This window comes from Pseudomonas sp. UME65 (genome assembly GCF_014170225.1).
GTDB classification, from domain to species: Bacteria; Pseudomonadota; Gammaproteobacteria; order Pseudomonadales; family Pseudomonadaceae; genus Aquipseudomonas; species Aquipseudomonas protegens.
The window spans coordinates 238,515-257,702 of record NZ_LZZQ01000014.1; the positions used below are offsets into that span (position 1 = coordinate 238,515).

Genomic DNA, 19,188 nt, shown 5'->3' on the forward strand with positions numbered 1-19,188 from the left:
TTCAGTGTTCCAGGTTACCGAATATGGCGCAGCGGACGGGACTCGAACCCGCGACCCCCGGCGTGACAGGCCGGTATTCTAACCGACTGAACTACCGCTGCGCGTAGCGTTGAAAGTAAGTGGTGGGTGATGACGGGATCGAACCGCCGACATTCTGCTTGTAAGGCAGACGCTCTCCCAGCTGAGCTAATCACCCTTTACCTTCGTTGCGGGGCGCATTATGCCACAGAAATTCTTAAAGTGTTGATTTAATTAATAATTTTATTAAAAAAACCAAATTTCCATGTACAGCAACACAACCCACGTAACTCTTTACAGCAAAAAGCCCGCGTTAGCGGGCTTTCTGTGGTGACCTGGCGTTCAGTGTTCCAGGTTACCGAATATGGCGCAGCGGACGGGACTCGAACCCGCGACCCCCGGCGTGACAGGCCGGTATTCTAACCGACTGAACTACCGCTGCGCGTAACACTGAATGCGAATGGTGGGTGATGACGGGATCGAACCGCCGACATTCTGCTTGTAAGGCAGACGCTCTCCCAGCTGAGCTAATCACCCTTCACGTTCGGTGTGGCGCGCATTCTACGGAGCAGCCCCCACTCTGGCAAGCACTTTTTATAATAATTTTTTCAGGCCTTCCAAAGGCTTAGCGAAGGGTTGGCCTGAGCAGCAGCGAAGAGAATAATGCCCTCCTTTGTATAAAGGAGAGATTCACCCCATGTGGTTCAAAAACCTGCTGATCTATCGCCTGACCCAAGATCTGCCTTTTGATGCTGAGGCGCTGGAAACTGCACTGGCGACCAAACTGGCGCGCCCCTGTGCAAGCCAGGAGTTGACCACTTACGGTTTCGTCGCCCCTTTCGGCAAAGGTGAAGACGCCCCGCTGGTTCACGTCAGCCAGGACTTCATGCTGGTAGCCGCGCGCAAGGAGGAACGCATCCTGCCTGGCAGCGTGGTGCGCGATGCGGTGAAGGAAAAGGTCGAAGAGATCGAAGCCGAACAGATGCGCAAGGTCTATAAGAAGGAACGCGACCAGATCAAGGATGAAATCATCCAGGCCTTCCTGCCCCGTGCGTTTATCCGTCGCTCCTCGACCTTCGCCGCCATTGCCCCGAAACAGGGCCTGATCCTGGTCAACTCGGCCAGCCCGAAGCGCGCCGAAGACCTGCTCTCCACCCTGCGCGAAGTCCTCGGCACCCTGCCGGTTCGCCCGCTGACCGTGAAGATCGCCCCCACCGCGATCATGACCGACTGGGTCAAGACCCAGAAAGCCGCCGACGACTTCTTCGTACTCGACGAGTGCGAACTACGCGACACCCACGAGGACGGCGGCATCGTGCGTTGCAAGCGCCAGGACCTGACCGGCGAGGAAATCCAGCTGCACCTGAGCACCGGCAAGGTGGTCACCCAACTGTCCCTGGCCTGGCAGGACAAACTGTCCTTCATGCTCGACGACAAAATGGTGGTCAAGCGCCTGAAGTTCGAAGACCTGCTGCAGGATCAGGCGGAACAGGACGGCGGTGATGAAGCCCTCGGCCAGCAGGATGCCAGCTTCACCCTGATGATGCTGACCTTCGGCGACTTCCTGCCGGCGCTGTTCGAAGCCCTGGGCGGCGAGGAGATTCCGCAGGGCATCTGACGCCTTGCCCGGATAACCGGCATGCACTAGACGCCACCGCCTTCGGTGGCGTTTTCACATAATAAGGAACAGGTCATGCGCGCACTGGCTGCACTGAGCCGCTTTGTCGGCAACACCTTCGCTTACTGGGTACTGATCTTCGCCATCCTGGCATTCTTCCAGCCTGGCTGGTTCGTCGGTCTCAAGGGCGCCATCGTGCCGCTGCTGGGCCTGGTGATGTTCGGCATGGGCCTGACCCTGAAACTCGAAGATTTCGCCGAAGTGGCCCGCCACCCATGGCGCGTGGCCCTGGGAGTGGTGGCCCATTTCGTGATCATGCCCGGGGTAGCCTGGGTGCTCTGCCAGGCATTTCACCTGCCGCCGGAAATCGCCGTCGGGGTGATCCTGGTCGGCTGCTGCCCAAGCGGCACCTCTTCCAACGTGATGACCTGGCTGGCCCGCGGCGACCTGGCGCTGTCGGTGGCCATTGCAGCGGTTACCACTCTACTGGCCCCACTGCTGACCCCGGCGCTGATCTGGTTGCTGGCCTCGGCCTGGCTACCGGTCTCGTTCATGGAGCTGTTCTGGTCGATCCTGCAAGTGGTGCTGCTACCGATCGTGCTGGGAGTGCTGGCCCAGCGCCTGCTGGGCCAGCGGGTGCAGCACGCGGTGGAAGTACTGCCGCTGGTTTCCGTGGTGAGCATCGTCATCATCGTCACCGCGGTGGTGGCCGCCAGCCAGGCGAAAATCGCCGAGTCGGGCCTGCTGATCATGGCCGTGGTGATGCTGCACAACAGCTTCGGCTACCTGCTGGGCTACTTCACGGGGCGTCTGTTCAAGCTGCCACTGGCGCAGCGAAAATCCCTGGCCCTGGAAGTCGGCATGCAGAACTCCGGCCTGGGCGCGGCCCTGGCCAGCGCTCATTTCTCGCCACTGGCGGCGGTACCCAGCGCCTTGTTCAGCGTCTGGCACAACATTTCCGGGGCCCTGCTCTCGACCTATTTCCGGCGAATGGAAGATCCAGCCGAACAAAAGCTGGAAATACAGCGAGGCCATGACTGAGGAAAAAAATACTCGCCCACGTGAGAGTGGGCAGTATACTGCGCATCGCGAGGACGACCTCGCGACTCATTCGAGCGATCAATTCCGGGGACGACCCCATCAACCGATGAGGTAGGCATGTCCTGGATCATTCTGTTTTTTGCCGGTTTGTTTGAAGTGGGCTGGGCCGTCGGCCTGAAATACACCGATGGCTTCAGCCGCCCGCTGCCCACCGCCCTGACCATCATTGCCATGGCCATCAGCCTCGGCCTGCTGGGCCTGGCGATGAAGGAACTGCCCCTGGGCACGGCCTATGCCATCTGGACCGGAGTCGGCGCCGTCGGCACGGTGATCGCCGGCATCATCCTGTTTGGCGAATCCATGGCTCTGGTGCGCCTGGTCAGCGTGGCGCTGATCATCGCCGGCCTGGTGGGCCTGAAAGTCAGCGCCAGCTGAAAAGCCCAGGCAGAAATGAAAACGCCCGCAAATGTGCGGGCGTTTTCGTATCCGGCAGCTAGCGCCGTGGGCCCCGCAACTGCGCCACCATGGCCTGCAACTGCGCCGGTTCGGCTGCGTCCACCGCCACCGATGGCCCGGCCACCAGGGTCACTCGCGACCAGAAGCGGTGGAAGAAACCCTTGCTCGGATCGCGACTGAAGAAGCTGCCCCACAAGCCTTGCAGAGCCATGGGAATCACCGGCACCGGGGTTTCCTCGAGAATCCGTGTCAGCCCTCCCTTGAACTCGTTGATCTGGCCATCGGCAGTCAGCTTGCCCTCGGGGAAAATGCACACCAGTTCGCCATCGCGCAGGTACTGGGCAATGCGCTGGAAGGCTTTTTCATAGATCTGCAGGTCTTCATGCCGACCGGCGATGGGAATGGTTCCGGCGGTACGGAAGATGAAGTTCAACACCGGCAGGTTGTAGATCTTGTAGTACATGACGAAGCGAATCGGCCGACGCACCGCACCGCCAATCAGCAAGGCATCGACGAAAGACACGTGGTTGCACACCAGCAGGGCAGCGCCTTCATCAGGGATCAACTCCAGGTTGCGATGCTCGACGCGGTACATGGAATGGCTGAGCAGCCAGATCATGAAACGCATGCTGAACTCGGGCACCACCTTGAAGATGTAGACGTTGACCGCAATGTTGAGCAGCGACACCACCAGGAACAGGTGGGGAATGGTCAGCTGGACCATGCTCAGCATCACGATAGAGACAATCGCCGACACCACCATGAACAGCGCATTGAGAATGTTGTTGGCGGCTATCACCCGGGCCCGCTCGTTTTCCGGGGTACGGGACTGGATCAGGGCATACAGCGGCACTATATAGAAGCCGCCGAAGATCCCCAGGCCAAGGACATCGAACAGCACCCACCAGGCATGGGCAAAACCCAGCACTTCAATCCAGCCATGACCCGTGGCGCTTTCCGGGATACCACCGGAATGCCACCACAGCAGCAGGCCGAACACCGTCAGGCCAAAGGAGCCGAACGGTACCAGGCCGATCTCAACTTTGCGCCCCGACAGCTTTTCGCACAGCATCGAGCCTACGGCAATCCCCACCGAGAACACCGTCAGGATCAGGGTTACCACGGTCTCGTCGCCGTGCATCCATTCCTTGGCATAGGCCGGAATCTGGGTCAGGTAGATGGCGCCGACGAACCAGAACCAGGAGTTGCCGACAATCGAGCGCGACACCGCCGGGGTCTGCCCCAGCCCCAGGCGCAAGGTGGCCCAGGACTGGCTGAAGATATTCCAGTTCAGGCGCATCTCCGGGGTCGCCGCGGCAGCCCGGGGAATGGCGCGGCTGGCCAGGTAGCCCAGTACCGCCACACCGATCATGGCGCTGGAGACTATCGGTGCGTAATGCTCCGAGGACATCATGACCCCAGCGCCGATAGTGCCGGCCAGGATCGCCAGGAACGTGCCCATTTCCACCAGGCCGTTGCCTCCCACCAATTCCTCTTCACGCAAGGCCTGGGGCAGGATCGAATATTTCACCGGGCCAAACAGCGCCGAGTGGGTGCCCATGGCGAACAGTGCCACCAACATCAGCGACAGGTGATCGAAGGCGAAGCCCACCGCCCCCACCACCATGATCGCGATCTCCCCCAGTTTGATCAGGCGGATCAGCGAGTCCTTGGCGAACTTCTCGCCAAACTGCCCGGCCAGGGCGGAAAACAGGAAGAACGGCAGGATGAACAGCAAGGCACAGAGGTTGACCCAGATCGACCGGTCACCCTCGATGCTCAGCTTGTAGAGAATGGCCAGGATCAGCGACTGCTTGAAGATGTTGTCGTTGAAGGCACCGAGGGATTGCGTGATGAAAAACGGCAGGAACCGCCGCTTGCGAAGCAAGGTGAACTGCGAAGGGTGACTCATCTTCCATGTCCCTGAGTGGCGTGGATACTGTTATTGGAATGTCGAATATCGATCCAGGCCACAACCTTACCTATCTTTGCCGATTATTTCCGTAACCCCGCAATGCACGGCGAGACAAACAGCTCTCCTTTATAAGCCCCCTGAACCGTGCGCTTGGCCACGATCAGCCACATTACCGCCAGCGCCGCCACCAGTACCGCGCCAAACACACTGAAAAACCCCAGGTGCAAGGTGCTGCCCAGTTTAAGGGTGGCCAGCGAATACACGCCCAGAGGAAAGGTAAAGCCCCACCAGCCAAGATTGAAGGGTATGCCTTCGCGCAGGTAACGGCGGGTGATGAGCACCGCCATCAACATCCACCACAGACCGAACCCCCACAGTGTGAGCCCCGCCACCAGGCCCAGGCCGGCGGCAATCTCACCGACGCCGGGCAAGCCATTGGCGGCGAAGATCGCCGGTGCATCGGCGCCCAGCACTAGCATGCCCAGGGCACCGGTGCCGATTGGCCCCAGGGCCAGCCAGCTCGACGCTGCCATGCTTTCATGGGGCAGTTTGTGCAGCGCCATGCGCAACAGCAAGATGGTCAGGATGCTGAACGCCACCGGCAGCGAAAAGGCCCACAGCACGTAGCTGGTGCTGAGCATTACCAACTGTCCGTGGGCATCCAGCAGATGAGGCGCAAGCAGGCCGCCACTGGCCGCCGCCACTTCGGCCGCCACCACCGGCAGCAGCCAGACCGCGGTCATCTGGTCGATGCTGTGTTCCTGGCGGGTGAACATCATGTAGGGAATCAGGATCCCGCAGGCCAGGGACATGGCCACATCCAGCCACCACAGCAGTTGCGCCACCTCCACCACACCATCGCCCCAGCGAGGCATGCCGAACACCAGCAAGCCATTGATGATGGTCGCCAGGCCCATGGGGATGGTGCCGAAGAACATCGAGACCGTGGAGTGCCCGAAAATCCGCCGCGCCTCGTCGAAGAACAGTACCCAGCGCGCGGTATACATCGCGGTAAACAACAGGAACAGGGCGATGGTCAGCCACCAGAAACCCTCTGCCACCTGGTGCAAGCCGGGAACCTCGGCCGGCCACTGGGCCAGCGCCAAGGCCAGAACCCCGGTGCCCATAGTGGCGGCGAACCAGTTGGGGGTGAATTGGCGAATGGCTTCGAGGGGATGCGGCAGATGGCTCAATGGCCGGTGGCCGCTTTTAACGCTATTGGGGCATGTCATGGTTGTGTCTCCTGTCCTCCGATGAGGTAGGAAACATGGTAGAACCTAATCGAATATCTATATAACGGGTAATTTCTCTATCTGTTATCTATTTTTCAGATAAACATCTATGCCACGGCCCCAGGAGCGATCACCACAATCGGACCGCGCCCGGCGACACGCCCGTATCTGATTGGCGTACAGCACCTCTCCCCTGCGGCTTCCCAGGCACAATCCCGCAGCCCTTGACGCCTGGGGCTCAAAGCCCCGACGCCCCACACGCCGCCACCGGGCGCTGGCGCATCAGGGCCAGCAGCGCCCCGAGGGACAAGAGAACCAGTACCGCACCATAGCCGTCAGTAGTAGCGATCAGGCCGAAGCTGCGGGTCAGGTTGCCAGCCAACAACGCCGGCAGGCAAAAGGCCAGGTAGCTCAGCACATAAAACGCTGACATCAGGCCCGCACGCTCATGAGGCAGGGCCAGTGGTACCACACTGCGCAGCGCACCGAGAAAACCGGCGCCAAAGCCGCTGCCCAGCACCAAGGTGCCAAAGAAGAACAACAGCAGGCTGGCGCTATGCACCGCAGCAAGGATCAGCATCACTCCCGCCGCCAGCATCCCGGCGCCCAGGCGCAGCACCCTGTCTGCAGGATGCTGACGCAGGGAATAGATCATCAGCGCGCCGCTGAGTGTCAGCACCGCCACCAGGCCACCGCCGATCAGGTTCGAGGTAGAGCCGGTCGCCGCACGGACCAGCGAAGGCGCCAGCGACAGATAAAAGCCGCCCACCGCCCACACCGCCACGTCCACCGGCAAGGCCAGCCATAACGCGCGCCGCGCTTGCATCGGCACATGCAGCGTGGGTTTCAGCGACGCCCAGGCACCGGGTTGCGGGCTGACACTTTCCGGCAAGCGCCAGACATACCCGGCCTGGAGCACGAACACCCCGAGCAGCAGCCAGTAGCTCAATTGCAGCGGCCAGGGCGCAAACTCCACCAACAGGCTGGCCCCCATGGCTCCACAGGCCATGCCCAATAGCGGCGCAACGCTATTGACCAACGGCCCCTGCTGGCGATCGGTATCCAGCAGGGCCGCCCCCAGCACACTGGTGGCCATGCCGGTGGCAAAGCCTTGCATCACCCGCGCGGCAATCAGCCACTGCACTCCGCTTTCATTGATGAACAGCAACATCGCCAGGATATTGAGCAGTAAGGCGACAAAAATCACCGGTCGCCGCCCCAGGTGATCCGACAGCGACCCTACGGTCAGCAGAGCCGCCAGCAGGCTCATCGCGTAGACCCCGAATATCAGGGTCAGCACCGCCGGGGAAAAGTGCAGGTTTTCCTGATACAGGTGGTACAGCGGGGTCGGTACGCTGGAGGCAGCCAGAAAACTCAACAGGGTAATAGCCAGAAACACCAGACTGCGACGGTTGGACACGCAAGTGTCGATAGCACCAGACATAAGCTCGCTCCACTAAAGCTAATATTTTGCTTTTGTGCAGTGTGCTACCCGCCAATGCTTAAAGCAAATTCTTTGTGTTAAGGTGCCGCCCCATGGCTATCAAAGAAGGTTTGCGCCCAGGCGGCCGTAGCGCCCGGGTCCAGGAATCCATTCACACCGCGGTCCGCGAGCTCCTTGAAGAGCAGGATCGCTCGTCCCTCACCGTGCCGCAGATCGCCGCCCGAGCAGGCGTCACTCCGTCGACCATCTACCGGCGCTGGGGCGACCTGTCGGCCCTGCTGGCCGATGTCGCCCTGGAACGAATGCGCCCGGACAGCGAACCGGCCAATACCGGCAGCCTGCGCGGCGACCTGCGGGCCTGGGCCGAACAGTATCTGGACGAAATGAGCTCGGAGCCCGGGCGCAACATGATGCGCGATGTGCAATGCAGCGCGACCCCGGGCTATTGCGTGACCATCCTCAGCGGGCAGTTGCAGTGCATCCTCGAGCGCTATCAGGGCCACACGGAACACCTGCCGGACATCGACCGCCTGCTGAACCTGCTGGTAGCACCGACAGTGTTTCGCATCCTGTTCTCCGCCACGCCACTGCCGGTTCAGGAACTCCATGAACTGATCGAGATCGCTCTGCAGCCGTAGCCCTTCCCCGCCTCGGCTCAGCCCTGCGACATCAGGCCGCGCTGATACCTTGGTCGACACTGACGCCAATCCAACATCGTGCCAGACTGTCTGGCCGGGCTGAGGTGCCCGGTGTCTTTGTTCCGGAGTTTCCATGTCGTTGTCCAGCGGGCTGATCGCCGCCGTTGCCCTGGCCTATATGGCCATCATGTTCGCCATCGCCTTCTACGGTGACCGCCGCAGCGCGCCACTTCCGCCGCGGGTGCGGGCCTGGGTATACAGCCTGTCGCTGGCGGTCTACTGCACCAGCTGGACCTTCTTTGGCGCGGTGGGCCAGGCGGCCGAGCAGCTCTGGGCCTTCCTGCCGATCTACCTCGGCCCCATCCTGCTGCTGGTGTTTGCCCCCTGGGTGCTGCAGAAGATGGTGATGATCAGCAAGCAGGAGAACATCACCTCGATCGCCGACTTCATTGCTGCCCGCTATGGCAAATCCCAGTCGCTGGCGGTGGTGGTGGCACTGATCTGCCTGGTGGGGGTACTGCCCTACATCGCCCTGCAGCTCAAGGGCATCGTGCTTGGGGTCAACCTGCTGATCGGTGCCGGTGCAGACGCCATGGGCACCCGCGCCCAGGACACGGCGCTGATCGTGTCGCTGATCCTGGCCCTGTTCACCATCGTCTTCGGGACCCGCAACCTCGATGCCACCGAGCACCACCGCGGCATGGTACTGGCGATTGCCTTCGAATCCCTGGTCAAGCTGTTTGCCTTTCTCGCCGTCGGCGCCTTCGTCACCTTCGGCCTCTATGACGGCTTCGACGACCTGTTCAACCAGGCCATGCTGGCTCCGCGCCTGGAGCAGTACTGGAAGGAAACCATCAACTGGCCGTCGATGGTGGTGCAGACCGGGGTGGCGATGATGGCGATCATCTGCCTGCCGCGGCAGTTCCACGTCACCGTGGTGGAAAACATCGAACCCCAGGATCTGCGCCTGGCCAAATGGGTGTTCCCGGCGTACCTGGCCCTCGCCGCGCTGTTCGTGGTGCCCATCGCCCTCGCCGGGCAGATGCTCCTGCCCAGCAGCGTATTGCCGGACTCCTTCGTCATCAGCCTGCCCCTGGCCCAGGCCCACCCCGCCCTGGCTCTGCTGGCATTCATCGGCGGTGCCTCGGCGGCCACCGGCATGGTGATCGTCGCCAGCGTGGCGCTGTCCACCATGGTCTCCAACGACATGCTGCTGCCCTGGCTGTTGCGCCACAAGAATGCCGAGCGGCCGTTCGAAGTCTTCCGCCACTGGATGCTCTCGGTGCGCCGGGTGAGCATCGTGGTCATCCTGTTGCTGGCCTACGTCAGCTATCGCCTGCTGGGCTCCACCGCCAGCCTGGCCACCATCGGCCAGATCGCCTTCGCCGCCGTGACCCAACTGGCACCGGCCATGCTCGGCGCGCTGTACTGGAAACAGGCCAACCGCCGCGGTGTATTCGCGGGCCTGGCTGCCGGCACCTTCATCTGGTTCTACACCCTGATCCTGCCCATCGCCGCACACAGCCTGGGCTGGTCCCTGAGCAGTTTCCCCGGCCTGGCCTGGCTGCACGGCAATCCACTGAACCTGCCGATCACCCCGCTGACCCAAGGCGTAGTGCTGTCCCTGGCGGGTAACTTCACCCTGTTCGCCTGGGTTTCGGTGCTCTCGCGCACCCGAGTCTCCGAGCACTGGCAGGCCGGACGCTTCATCGGCCAGGAAATCAGCGGCCGCCTCAGCTCCCGCTCGATGCTGGCGGTACAGATCGACGATCTGCTGAAACTGGCCGCGCGTTTTGTCGGTGAGGAACGTGCGCGCCAGAGCTTCATCCGCTTCGCCTATCGTCAGGGCAAAGGCTTCAACCCGAACCAGAATGCCGACGGCGAGTGGATCGCCCATACCGAGCGCCTGCTGGCCGGTGTGCTCGGCGCCTCTTCCACCCGCGCGGTGGTCAAGGCCGCCATTGAAGGCCGGGAGATGCAGCTCGAAGACGTGGTGCGCATCGCCGACGAAGCCTCCGAGGTGCTGCAGTTCAACCGGGCCCTGCTGCAAGGGGCGATTGAAAACATTACCCAGGGCATCAGCGTGGTCGATCAGTCGCTGAAGCTGGTGGCCTGGAACCGCCGCTATCTGGAGCTGTTCAACTACCCCGATGGGCTGATCAGCGTGGGCCGGCCAATTGCCGACATCATTCGTCACAATGCCGAGCGCGGCCTGTGCGGACCTGGCGAGGCGGAAGTCCATGTGGCCCGGCGCCTGCACTGGATGCGCCAGGGTCGAGCTCATACTTCCGAGCGGCTGTTCCCCAATGGCCGGGTCATCGAACTGATCGGCAACCCCATGCCCGGCGGCGGCTTTGTCATGAGCTTCACCGACATCACCCCGTTCCGCGAAGCCGAGCAGGCCCTCACCGAGGCCAACGAAGGGCTGGAACAAAGAGTGGCTGAGCGTACCCACGAACTGTCGCAACTCAACGCAGCACTGACTGAGGCCAAGGGCACGGCGGAAGCGGCCAACCAGTCGAAGACGCGTTTTCTGGCCGCGGTCAGCCACGATCTGATGCAACCGCTGAACGCCGCGCGCCTGTTCTCCGCGGCCCTGTCCCACCAGGACGACGGCCTGTCCGCCGAAGCCCAGCAACTGGTGCAGCATCTGGACAGTTCGTTGCGCTCCGCCGAGGACCTGATCAGCGACCTGCTGGACATCTCGCGCCTGGAAAACGGCAAGATCACCCCTGATCGCAAGCCCTTTGCCCTCAACGAACTGTTCGACACCCTGGGAGCCGAATTCAAGGCGCTGGCCCAGGAACAGGGCTTGCAGTTCCGGGTGCGCGGCAGCCATCTGCGCATCGACAGCGACAGCAAGCTGCTACGTCGGGTGCTGCAGAACTTTCTGACCAATGCCTTCCGTTACGCCAAGGGCCCCGTTTTGCTGGGAGTGCGCCGCCGTGGTGAAACGTTGAGCCTGGAAGTCTGGGACCGGGGGCCGGGTATTCCCCAGGACAAACAGCAGGTGATCTTCGAGGAATTCAAGCGCCTGGACAGCCACCAGACCCGCGCCGAGAAAGGCCTGGGCCTGGGCCTGGCGATTGCCGATGGCCTGTGCCGGGTGCTCGGCCATCCGCTGCAGGTACGTTCCTGGCCCGGCAAAGGCAGCGTATTCAGCGTCAGCGTGCCCCTGGCCCGCAGCAGCGTGGTGGCTCCAGGCAAGGCGGCCGAGCTCAACGGCCAGTCCCTCAATGGCGGGCAAGTGCTCTGCGTCGATAATGAAGACAGCATTCTGATCGGCATGAACAGCCTGCTCACCCGCTGGGGCTGCCAGGTCTGGACCGCCCGCAACCGCGAGGAATGCGCGGCGCTGCTCAAAGAAGGCATCCGCCCGCAACTGGCCCTGGTGGACTACCACCTGGATAACGGCGAGACCGGAACCGAGGTCATGGCCTGGCTGCGCACGCAACTGGGCGAGCCGGTACCGGGGGTCGTGATCAGTGCCGATGGGCGCCCTGAAATGGTCGCCCAGGTCCATGCAGCGGGCCTGGACTATCTGGCCAAGCCGGTGAAACCGGCGGCCTTGCGCGCCCTGCTGAGCCGGCACCTGCCCCTGGGCTGACGGGCCTTTGGCGGATTACTCCGGCAATTCCAGCTCGCGTCCTTCGGCGTCGGTCATGGCCCGCTCCAGCAAGTCCGCCGGCAAGCTCTTGCTGGCCCGGGCGCCGAGCAGCTTGAGCTGCTCGCTACGGCTGACCAGGTTGCCACGCCCTTCAGTCAGCTTGTTACGCGCAGCGGCGTAGGCCTTGTCCAGTTGTTGCAGGCGATTGCCCACTTCATCCAGGTCCTGGATAAACAGCACGAACTTGTCGTACAGCCAGCCCGCGCGCTCAGCGATCTCCCGGGCATTCTGGCTCTGGCGTTCCTGCTTCCACAGGCTGTCGATCACCCGCAAGGTGGCCAGCAACGTGGTTGGGCTGACGATCACGATATGCCGGTCAAAGGCTTCCTGGAACAGATTCGGCTCGGCCTGCAGAGCCGCGGAAAACGCTGCCTCGATGGGCACGAACAGCAGCACGAAATCGAGGCTGTGCAAGCCTTCAAGGCGCTTGTAATCCTTGCCGGCCAGACCTTTGACGTGATTGCGCAAGGACAGCACGTGCTGTTTCAGAGCCGCCTGGGCGACCTGCGGATCGTCGCTACCGACGTATTGCTGGTAAGCCGTGAGGCTGACCTTGGAATCCACTACTACCTGCTTGTCACCCGGCAACATGATCAGCACGTCAGGCTGGAAGCGCTCGCCATCCGGGCCCTTGAGGCTGACCTGAGTCTGATACTCGCGGCCCTTTTCCAGGCCGGCGTGCTCCAGCACTCGCTCCAGAATCAGCTCGCCCCAGTTGCCCTGAGTCTTCTGGCCCTTGAGGGCACGGGTCAGGTTGGTGGCCTCATCGCTCAGGCGCAGGTTCAGCTGTTGCAGGCGCTCCAGCTCCTTGGCCAGGGAGAAGCGCTCCCGGGCCTCGGCCTGATAGCTTTCCTCGACCCGCTTCTCGAAGGACTGGATGCGCTCCTTGAGCGGGTCCAGCAACTGCCCAAGGCGCTGCTGGCTGGTCTCGGCGAAACGCTGTTCGCGCTCATCGAAGATCTTCCCCGCCAGCTCGGCGAACTGGGCGCGCAACTCATCCCGCGAGCCTTGCAGATCGGTCAGGCGCTGCTGGTGGCTGTCCTGCTGCTCACGAAGCTCGGCATTCAAGGACGCCGCCAGGGCATCCAGCCGGCGCAATTCGTTTTCTTTGGCGGCCCGTTCCAGGTTCCAGGCGTGGGCGGCATCACGGGCGTTATCGCGCTCGATCTGCAGCAATTCGACCTCGCGGCGCAGGGCTGCCAGGTCCGCCTGCTTCAGAGCATTGGCCTGGCTCAGGTCGCTGACTTCATCGCGGCTGGCATCCAACTGTGCTGCCAACCCCTCCTGGGCCAATTGGGCCGTGGCCAGGCGCTCCTCCAGCAGGCTCAGCTCAGTCTGGCTGGAACTGGCCCGGCGTTGCAGTTGCCAGGCCAGAACCAGTAGCGGCAGCGCCGCTCCCGCCAGGCCAAGCAGCAAGCTGGTCAAGTCCATAGCCATAGCGATTCCTGCCGTAGAAAGAAGAAATGAAGGTTAACCAAGCGTCCGAGTGTTGGACAGCTCAGTCTTCGATCCGGCCCAGCTCCAATTGCGCACGGCGGTCGCCGGCACGGGCAGCCTGGCGCAACAGGTCATGGCCGATGCGACGATCACGGGCGTTGCCGCATTCGCGGCACATCAACTGGCCCAGGCGACTCTGCGCCGCGACCACGCCTTCCCGGGCCGGCTGCTTGAGCAGGCGTCCAGCAAAATGCTTGACGTTGGGGTTGTGACCAAGGCGTGGGCTGTCCAACAGCCAGAGAGCAACGCGCAGGGAAAACCGCTTGGGTTCGGTAACACTGGCAGGGGTCGCGGTAACAGAAGGTGATACGGAGCGAAACTTCATAAAGCACTGTGGGGCAGATCGAAAGGCGCGCCACTCTACTCCTTTTTTCGCCCGGGTAAAGCCTAAAAGAGCCAGCACGCCCGTCCTAGAGCAAGCGCTTGGGACAATCCACAGAAGCTGTGGATAACTCAGTGGACAACCCCTCCACAACCCTCCCAAAGCCCCATGAGACGGGCCTTGCAGTCAAACTGACGATTTTTTCACCAGTAAAAAAAAGCGATGTTTATCATTGACTTAAATTCTCGAGACAGGCTAAGGGGCGGGCGTTGGGGAAGGTGACAACGGGGTGACACGCTGCGCAACAAGTGTGCACAACCTTGCGCAGATTAACGCCGGTAACGCACTGTTTTCGTACACGCCACAACAGCAACGGTTACACAGCTGATGCTTGAGCCTCTGGCCTCTTCTGAAAGTTTTTTCCTAGCACACTTGCATTATGTCGTTCAACCCAATAGAATCCTCGCCGTTAGTACCAAGCTGAAAGTCAATTCTGGTCGAACAAGTCCCATCGACAGCGTCTCCAACCGAGCACAACGTCGAACACCAAGGACCGACCACCTCGATGGTTTCCAGGTAAAGCTCACCCTATCGCCCTTGATACGAATTCAACGGCAGTGCTCGAGCCATTTACTCTGACCGAACCAACCTGCAAATTGATCAGGATCTCCACCCTGGGCCCCGAACCTTTGCCCTTGCTGTGTTGCCTGCCCTCCTAAGTACCTACCTGCCAGCCCTAGCGCAACCAATCAACGCGCTGCAACTGGCTGCTTTGTTCCAGTCAGGTTCTTCGTTTGACCAATGCTGGTCGACGTTTACTGGAACGTTTTAACGTTGCACGGTTCTTAACCGTGTCATTTGTAGGAACACCTAATAATTATGTCTACTCAAATCCAGACTCAGGATGCTATTCGCACCCTAACCCACGCCTTTGCACCGTTGAACTGCCTGATCATGGCCGCTCGCAAAGGTTGCTTCAGCTTCACCCTGGTCAACGAACATGGGATCGCCCGTCACAGCGAACGCCTGTATCCCGACCAGTATTCCAGCGCCGAACCGCTGCAGGCAGTGATCGAACGTGCGCGCCAGGCCCTGGTTGCCTGATACGCCGAACTGCTGAAAACCCTGAAAAGCCTCGCCTGATCGCGGGGCTTTTTATTGCCTGCAATTCGCCCATTTACCCTACAGAGAAAAGTACCAATCGATATAAGGCTTATAACAAGAGGACGGAAATATTTTAAAAACAGTCCTTTACAGCACAGATATGACACTACACTTCAACTCAAGCGGCCTGAACCGCTTCCGGCAAACCTGATCCTTTTTTGCTGCCAAGCGCCCTTCAGGTTTCGCCGGCCATTTCACGCTTCGAGGGCTTTATGGGTATCGCCGCCAGCGAGTTGTGCCGCTATGTGATCCGCCCGACGCTGATGTACCTGGGCAGCCATAGCAAAACCGCTGAAGTCCTGCTGCTGGGCATTGCCGCCAGCCAATCGGCGCTGGGCTCAGCCCTGCACGATCGTCGTGGCCACGGCCTCTACCGCATCACCGAATTGCGCCATCAAGCCCTCTGGGACCAGTACCTGGCACTGGATCCGGAACGGGCCAGCCTGGTTCGCGGGCTCGCCAGCCAGCATGCGTTCCTCAGCGGGCCGCACCTGGAACTGACCGTCAACCTGCGTTACGCCACCGCCATTGCCTGGTTGCTGGTGGAAGAACAACACACGCCGCTCCCCGCTGCCGACGACCTGCTCGGCATGGCCCGCATCTGGAGGAAGACCTTTCAACCACAAGGACGTTTAAGAGATTTCGCCTGCGCCTGGCAGACCTGCATTGCACCGTTAAACCAGGTCGCCTGCTGACAACGACTTTTGCAAAATCGGAGAAAGAAGCCGATTTTGGTCGGATTGTCCTACAAAAACGCTCTAAATCAACTGTTGCAGCCTATAGCGCCGAGATCGAAATGTTGGTAATTTTCGCCTCGGTGATCACCAGGAGTTCTAATAATGAAAAAAGTAATGCTCAAATCCACCATAAGTCTCGCGGTTGCACTTGCCTCTACCCAACTTTTCGCCAGCGGTTTTGCTCTTAACGAACAAAGCATCAGCGGCATGGGTACCGGCTTCGCGGGTCGCTCCTCTTCTGCCGAAGATGCCAGCACCGTCTACGGTAACCCTGCCGGCATGTCCCTGCTGCAACGTGACCAGGTAACTGTCGGCGTAGCGGCAATCGATGCCAAGACCAACCTGAAAAACGTCAAGGGCGGCCCACCCGGCGGCACCAGCGACGGCGACATGGTTCCGTTCACCAGCGTTCCTATGGGGTTCTTCGTCAAACAACTGGGCAACGGCTGGGCATTGGGTCTGGGCGCCTATGCACCCTTCGGCCTGGTTACCAACTATGAGTCCACTTCTGCCAGCCGCTATTACGGCGACAAGAGCGTAGTCAAGGTCGTCACCCTGCAACCGACCGTCAGCTATGCCTTCAATGACATGGTGTCGATCGGCTTCGGCCCGACCATCAACCGCCTGAGCGGTGAACTGACTTCCGCGACTCCGTTTCCAAACCCTGCGCTCTTCGGCCGCAATGATGGCAGCGTGAAGATCAAGGGTGACGATACCGCCATCGGCTACAACGTCGGCATCATCGTCCAGCCTACCGACACTACTCGCCTGGGCCTGACCTACCACTCGAAGGTCAAGTACAAGCTGGAAGGCCACACCAACATCGCCGGCCCGGGCTTCGGTCCGTTCAATGGCGGCCGTTACGATGCCTCGCTGGACATCACCACTCCGGAAGTCGTCGACTTCTCTGTCACCCAGAAACTGGATGACCAGTGGACCGTCTACGCAGGTAGCACCTGGACTCGCTGGAGCCGCCTGAAAGACATCACCGTCAACAACGAAGGTGTTCCTGCCCTGCTTGGCGGTTCCAGGGGCCCGATCGGCACCATCACCGAGCCACAGAACTGGCACGACACCTGGGCCTCGGCTGTTGGTGTTTCCTACAAGGTCAACAAAGAGTGGGTTCTGCGCAGCGGCCTCTCGGTTGACCAGGCGCCAACCAACAACACCGACCGTTCTGTACGTATCCCTACCGGTGACCGTAAGGCCATCAGCTTCGGTGCCGGCTACAGCCCGACTGAAGACCTGACTCTGGACCTGGCGGTTTCCTACCTGAAGGAAGAGGACGTCAACGTCAACAGAACCGGCAAAGGCAATGCCTACAGCGCTACTTACCAGAACAGCGCATGGGGCTACGGCCTGGGCGCCACCTACAAGTTCTAACGAGCTCTAGGCCGCGCAGTTTCAAACCAATAAAAAACCCGCAGATGCGGGTTTTTTATTGGCTAATGAATAGGCTTTGTCAGGATTTCGACGCCAATGCCTTCTCCACCGCTTCGATGAATTCCGGATTGTCCGGCTTGGTCAGGCTGGAAAAGTTGGCAATCACATTGCCCTGGCGATCCACCACGTATTTATAGAAATTCCACTTCGGCGCGCTACTCTGCTGCGCCAGCACCTTGAACAGGTGCACCGCATCCGCCCCCCGAACCTTCTGTGGCTCGGTCATGGTGAAGGTCACGCCGTAATTGACGTAGCAGACCTTGGCAGTCTCCGCGCCATCCTTGGACTCTTGCTTGAAGTCATTGGAGGGCACGCCCACCACTTCCAGCCCTTGATCCTTGTAACGCTGGTACAGCGCCTCAAGGCCTTTGAATTGCGGAGCAAACCCGCAGAAGCTCGCCGTATTGACCACCACCAGCGGCTTGCCGGCAAAGCGCTGGCACAAGTCGATGGATTCCTTGGCGTGCAATTTGGGCAAGGAACCCTGCAACAGGGGCGGACAGTCCGCCGCCCATGCCGAGCCGGCCAAGGTCGCGAGTAAAGCTGGAACCGCAAACCAGCGCATAGCCATGTCCAGAATCCTTGTCAAAGTGTCGGGCTACGACGTTACTCGCCCCCTCGCTCCCCTAGCAAGCGCCCATGCCCAGCTGCATCAGCGCCAGGCCGCCCCGGTGCCAGCCCCACCAGGCCAGCAGCAACAATAGAATGCCGAGGCCCAGGCCGGCACCGCGCAGCAGCCAGCGGTTCATGCCGCGCTGGCCTGCAAACGCGCCACCGGCCGCTCGCGCACCGGCCAGTTCAGTGCCGCAGCCAACAGACTAAGGAGAATCGCCACCTGCCAGATCAAGTCGTAGCTCCCGGTACGGTCATACACCACGCCCCCCAGCCAACCACCAAGGAAAGACCCCAATTGGTGGAACAGGAACACAATGCCGCCGAGCATGGACAGGTTGCGCACGCCAAACAAGGTGGCCACGGTGCCGTTGGTCAAAGGCACGGTGGACAGCCAGAGAAAGCCCATGGCCATGCCGAACAGATAGGCGCTGGTCTGAGTCACCGGCAACCACAGGAACAGCCCGATCACCACCGCCCGTAGCAGATACAGGCCCGTCAGCAGGCGCGGCTTGGACATCCGCCCACCCAGCCAGCCGGCGGTATAGGTACCAAAGATATTGAACAGGCCAATCAGGGCCAGCACCGTCGTGCCCACGGTCGCCGGCAAGTGCTGGTCCACCAGATACGCCGGCAGGTGCACGCCGATGAACACCACCTGGAAGCCACAGACGAAAAAGCCGAATGCCAACAGCCAGAACCCTGAATGGGAACAGGCTTCACGCAAGGCCTCCATGAGGCTCTGCTCATGCCCCAGCGCCGGCAGCGGTTTGTCCTTGAGCATGCTCACCAATGGCACGATCAAGGCCACCAGCAAGCCCAGCACCAGCAGCGCCGTAGACCAGCCCAGCCAGCCGATCAGCCCCAGGGTTCCGGGGAGCATGGCAAATTGGCCGAAGGAACCTGCCGCACTGGCAATCCCCATGCCCATGCTGCGTTTTTCCGGCGGCAAGGCGCGGCCGACAACACCGAGAATTACCGAGAAGGACGTACCCGACAGGCCTATGCCGATCAGCAGCCCGGCACTCAGGGACAGGGTCAGGGCCGAATCCGACAGCCCCATGAACACCAGCCCGACCGCGTACAGCACGCCACCCACCAGCACCACTTTCGCCGCACCAAAACGATCGGCCAAGGCTCCGGTAAAAGGCTGGGCCAGCCCCCAGATCAGGTTCTGCAGGGCAATGGCGAAGGCGAAGACTTCGCGCCCCCAGCCAAACTGCGCGCTCATGGGCGGCAGGAACAGGCCGAAGCCATGCCTGATCCCCAGCGACAAGGCCAGGATCAATGCGCTGCCGAGAAGCACCCAGCCGCTGGTACGCCACATCGATGACATTTTTATTCTCCAGTTACGGGTATATACCCGCTTATAGTCGAACGAAAG

Annotated in this window: 16 protein-coding genes and 4 tRNA genes; 8 read left to right on the forward strand and 12 right to left on the reverse strand. The window is 61.1% G+C overall.

From position 1 onward, the window contains the following. Positions 1 to 24: 24 nt before the first annotated feature. The 4 genes from A9971_RS21145 to A9971_RS21160 all read right to left on the reverse strand — a co-directional run bounded on the left by A9971_RS21145 (position 25) and on the right by A9971_RS21160 (position 555). Positions 25 to 101: transfer RNA gene (locus tag A9971_RS21145), tRNA-Asp, on the reverse strand. Between the two features lie 19 nt (positions 102 to 120). Then, positions 121 to 196, reverse strand: a tRNA-Val gene (locus A9971_RS21150). Between the two features lie 187 nt (positions 197 to 383). Then, positions 384 to 460 (reverse strand) — tRNA-Asp (locus A9971_RS21155). A gap of 19 nt (positions 461 to 479) precedes the next feature. Beyond that, positions 480 to 555: transfer RNA gene (locus A9971_RS21160), tRNA-Val, on the reverse strand. Between the two features lie 160 nt (positions 556 to 715). Between A9971_RS21160 and rdgC the strand changes: the two genes are divergently transcribed. From rdgC to sugE, 3 genes are all read left to right on the forward strand, one after another. Beyond that, on the forward strand, positions 716 to 1,636 hold the full coding sequence (rdgC, locus tag A9971_RS21165) for a recombination-associated protein RdgC (protein ID WP_011062670.1): 921 nt from the start codon (positions 716 to 718) through the stop codon (positions 1,634 to 1,636). A 75-nt stretch (positions 1,637 to 1,711) separates the two neighbouring features. Continuing rightward, positions 1,712 to 2,677, forward strand: coding sequence for a bile acid:sodium symporter family protein (locus A9971_RS21170; RefSeq protein ID WP_011062671.1), 966 nt, complete (start codon positions 1,712 to 1,714; stop codon positions 2,675 to 2,677). A 117-nt stretch (positions 2,678 to 2,794) separates the two neighbouring features. Further along, positions 2,795 to 3,112: a quaternary ammonium compound efflux SMR transporter SugE gene (sugE, locus tag A9971_RS21175; RefSeq protein ID WP_011062672.1), complete on the forward strand. Its 318-nt coding sequence runs from the start codon at positions 2,795 to 2,797 to the stop codon at positions 3,110 to 3,112. Positions 3,113 to 3,170: 58 nt separating this feature from the next. On the opposite strand, the gene A9971_RS21180 is transcribed toward sugE, so the two are convergent. From A9971_RS21180 to A9971_RS21190, 3 genes are all read right to left on the reverse strand, one after another. After that, a complete protein-coding gene (locus A9971_RS21180) occupies positions 3,171 to 5,045 on the reverse strand; it encodes an MFS transporter (protein WP_011062673.1) in 1,875 nt (624 codons plus the stop codon). A gap of 83 nt (positions 5,046 to 5,128) precedes the next feature. Next, a complete protein-coding gene (locus A9971_RS21185; protein ID WP_015636623.1) occupies positions 5,129 to 6,280 on the reverse strand; it encodes a TDT family transporter in 1,152 nt (383 codons plus the stop codon). A 238-nt stretch (positions 6,281 to 6,518) separates the two neighbouring features. Next, on the reverse strand, positions 6,519 to 7,724 hold the full coding sequence (locus A9971_RS21190; RefSeq protein ID WP_182999967.1) for an MFS transporter: 1,206 nt from the start codon (positions 7,722 to 7,724) through the stop codon (positions 6,519 to 6,521). A gap of 92 nt (positions 7,725 to 7,816) precedes the next feature. On the opposite strand from A9971_RS21190, the gene A9971_RS21195 reads away from it, so the two are divergent. Beyond that, a complete protein-coding gene (locus A9971_RS21195; RefSeq protein ID WP_015636625.1) occupies positions 7,817 to 8,362 on the forward strand; it encodes a TetR/AcrR family transcriptional regulator in 546 nt (181 codons plus the stop codon). Between the two features lie 133 nt (positions 8,363 to 8,495). Further along, positions 8,496 to 11,969: a PAS domain-containing hybrid sensor histidine kinase/response regulator gene (locus A9971_RS21200; protein WP_011062677.1), complete on the forward strand. Its 3,474-nt coding sequence runs from the start codon at positions 8,496 to 8,498 to the stop codon at positions 11,967 to 11,969. Between the two features lie 15 nt (positions 11,970 to 11,984). On the opposite strand, the gene rmuC is transcribed toward A9971_RS21200, so the two are convergent. Then, positions 11,985 to 13,352, reverse strand: a complete 1,368-nt coding sequence (rmuC, locus tag A9971_RS21205) for a DNA recombination protein RmuC (protein WP_162865008.1) — start codon at positions 13,350 to 13,352, stop codon at positions 11,985 to 11,987. Positions 13,353 to 13,527: 175 nt separating this feature from the next. Next, positions 13,528 to 13,851 (reverse strand): sel1 repeat family protein, encoded by a 324-nt coding sequence (locus tag A9971_RS21210; protein ID WP_011062679.1) that lies wholly within the window; start codon positions 13,849 to 13,851, stop codon positions 13,528 to 13,530. Positions 13,852 to 14,727: 876 nt separating this feature from the next. On the opposite strand from A9971_RS21210, the gene A9971_RS21215 reads away from it, so the two are divergent. The 3 genes from A9971_RS21215 to A9971_RS21225 all read left to right on the forward strand — a co-directional run bounded on the left by A9971_RS21215 (position 14,728) and on the right by A9971_RS21225 (position 17,132). Next, positions 14,728 to 14,952 carry a hypothetical protein gene (locus A9971_RS21215; RefSeq protein ID WP_011062680.1) on the forward strand — a complete coding sequence of 75 codons (225 nt, stop codon included), beginning with the start codon at positions 14,728 to 14,730 and terminating at the stop codon, positions 14,950 to 14,952. Between the two features lie 272 nt (positions 14,953 to 15,224). Beyond that, positions 15,225 to 15,707, forward strand: coding sequence for a hypothetical protein (locus A9971_RS21220; protein WP_015636627.1), 483 nt, complete (start codon positions 15,225 to 15,227; stop codon positions 15,705 to 15,707). A gap of 144 nt (positions 15,708 to 15,851) precedes the next feature. Continuing rightward, positions 15,852 to 17,132, forward strand: a complete 1,281-nt coding sequence (locus tag A9971_RS21225; RefSeq protein WP_011062682.1) for an OmpP1/FadL family transporter — start codon at positions 15,852 to 15,854, stop codon at positions 17,130 to 17,132. A 79-nt stretch (positions 17,133 to 17,211) separates the two neighbouring features. Here A9971_RS21225 and A9971_RS21230 read toward each other — a convergent pair whose 3' ends face one another. From A9971_RS21230 to A9971_RS21235, 3 genes are read right to left on the reverse strand one after another with little or no spacing between them, the layout of a single operon-like run. Next, positions 17,212 to 17,763, reverse strand: coding sequence for a glutathione peroxidase (locus tag A9971_RS21230; protein WP_015636628.1), 552 nt, complete (start codon positions 17,761 to 17,763; stop codon positions 17,212 to 17,214). A 55-nt stretch (positions 17,764 to 17,818) separates the two neighbouring features. Next, entirely contained in the window at positions 17,819 to 17,941 is a 123-nt protein-coding gene (locus tag A9971_RS32915; protein WP_015636629.1) for a hypothetical protein, read from the reverse strand. Continuing rightward, complete coding sequence (locus tag A9971_RS21235) at positions 17,938 to 19,140, reverse strand: MFS transporter (RefSeq protein WP_047337533.1); 1,203 nt, start codon at positions 19,138 to 19,140, stop codon at positions 17,938 to 17,940. The genes A9971_RS32915 and A9971_RS21235 overlap by 4 nt, the downstream gene beginning before the upstream one ends. Positions 19,141 to 19,188: the final 48 nt, after the last annotated feature.